Genomic DNA, 1,784 nt, shown 5'->3' with positions numbered 1-1,784 from the left:
GACAATATATTCTCTCGTGAAAAATAAAGGTTTTAGTGTTAACTGCGCGGACGGCGCGGTTATGATCGTTTCCATCCAGCCGGAAGGAAAAAAAACGATGGGCGGATGGGAATTTGTTATAGGCCGCAGGCTTTCGCCGGGCGACAAAATCTAAAAAATTTCAGTCAGAGTTCGACTATTATAGAGTTTGACAGAAGCCAGCCTTTTTCCGTGAAGATTGTTTTAGCGCCGTTTTTTTTCATCCATCCGGGGGCTATAAATTTCTCATGGGTTTTTCTGTAAGGGATGCCTTCAAGCATTCTTAGCGCGAGGAATTTTTTTTCAAAATTTATTTGTTTTTTAGTCAGAATCTCTTCGGATTTTTTAAGTGGGCTCAGCAGGTAGTTGTTCAAGTGGGCGCCTGTAAGGCGTTTATTTCCGAACGAAGATACAGCCCCGGCGCCGAGCCCGGCGTAAGCGCCCCGTCCCCAGTAATTGAGATTATGCGCTGATTGTTTTCCGGGCCTGGCGAAATTTGATATTTCATAATGGCAATAGCGCGCTTTTTTCAATTCCCGGCAGAGTGTTCGGTACATTGCCGCGATTATCTCCTCCGCGGGCGTCGGTTCTTTCAGTATATTTTTCCTGTTTGAAGGCGGCGTATAAATATATGCGGAGATGTGTTCCGGAGAAAGGGCTGTTATTCTGTTTAATGTGTCCGCGAAAGTTTTTTTATCCTGTCCGGGGAAGCCGTATATGATATCTGTGTTTATATTATTAAAACCGGCGAGCCTGGCGGCGATAAAAAGTTTTTCAGCGTCTTCAGGGGAATGTTCCCTGCGCGCTTTTTTTAAAAGTTTTGCGTCAAGAAACTGAATTCCTATAGAAAGGCGGTTGACGCCGTTTTCGCCGAGGAACGATAAAATATTTTTGTTTGCCGAGCGGGGGTTCACCTCCACTGTTGTTTCGCAATTCTTTGAAAAACGGAAGCGTCTCCGCAGAATAGCGAAAAGAGACGCGAACTCGCGGCGTTTGAAAACGGATGGCGTGCCGCCGCCGATGTAAAGGCTTTTTATTTCTCCGCACAAGCTCTGGAAATAGATAGCGTCTTTCTCCAGCGCCTGAATATACGCGCCCTTCTGCGAAAGATTCGTTTGAGAATAGAAATCGCAGTAAGAGCACCTTCGGCGGCAGAAGGGCAAATGTATGTAAAGTGAATGAATCATTTTTTAAAAAAAGCCCGAGAGCGGAATCGAACCGCTGACCTGCTCATTACGAGTGAGCTGCTCTACCAGCTGAGCTACCCGGGCATAAAAATTTAGCAGCGCGGAGGCGCTGCGGATATCGTATATCTAATGCACTCATTAACAGAAATTATAATTTTTGCTATCATAATTTGCAATGACTAAAACAGATAAGATATGGCTTTTGACGGCGCTTCCGCTTTTTGGGGCGATGCTTATAATTATGACGAGGGTGTTCTCTTATGATAAGAGTGTCGCGGGCCAAATTGAAATCAAAACCGTCAAATACACCATAGAGCTTAACGGCGGAAAATTCAGAAGCTTTTGGAGGAATTTTTACAAAATACAGAAAGAATCTCCCGGCAAACCTCTTTTTATAAGGGTGGTGTCGCCCCCGGATATGATATACGCCATGGTCAATTTTGATATAAAGGGGATAGACCCGGCTAAGGCGGATTTATCCGGTGCCGCTTTTACGGAAATAAATAAATACGCCGACGGTATAAAATTTACGATAAGGGCTGGCAGCAGGAAAAACATAATTTTGCGCATACAGGAAAT

The 1,784-nt window shown here is 44.6% G+C and carries 3 protein-coding genes and 1 tRNA gene; 2 read left to right on the top strand and 2 right to left on the bottom strand.

Features of this window, described 5'->3' with window-relative positions; genetic code table 11:
* Positions 1 to 154: methionyl-tRNA formyltransferase (locus tag FP827_06920; protein MBA3052799.1), on the top strand; the 154-nt coding region annotated here is incomplete at its 5' end.
* A 10-nt stretch (positions 155 to 164) separates the two neighbouring features.
* On the opposite strand, the gene hemW is transcribed toward FP827_06920, so the two are convergent.
* Together hemW and FP827_06910 are read right to left on the bottom strand one after the other, a co-directional pair.
* The gene (hemW, locus tag FP827_06915; GenBank protein MBA3052798.1) at positions 165 to 1,205 is read right to left on the bottom strand and encodes a radical SAM family heme chaperone HemW; all 1,041 of its coding nucleotides are present in this window, start codon (positions 1,203 to 1,205) and stop codon (positions 165 to 167) included.
* 11 nt (positions 1,206 to 1,216) lie between these two features.
* Positions 1,217 to 1,289, bottom strand: a tRNA-Thr gene (locus FP827_06910).
* A 91-nt stretch (positions 1,290 to 1,380) separates the two neighbouring features.
* Here FP827_06910 and FP827_06905 point away from each other — a divergent pair.
* The coding region (locus tag FP827_06905) for a hypothetical protein (GenBank protein MBA3052797.1) at positions 1,381 to 1,784 on the top strand (404 nt) is incomplete at its 3' end.

This window comes from Candidatus Omnitrophota bacterium (assembly GCA_013791745.1).
GTDB lineage: Bacteria > CG03 > CG03 > CG03 > CG03 > CG03.
This window is presented reverse-complemented; position numbering and strand designations above follow the sequence as displayed.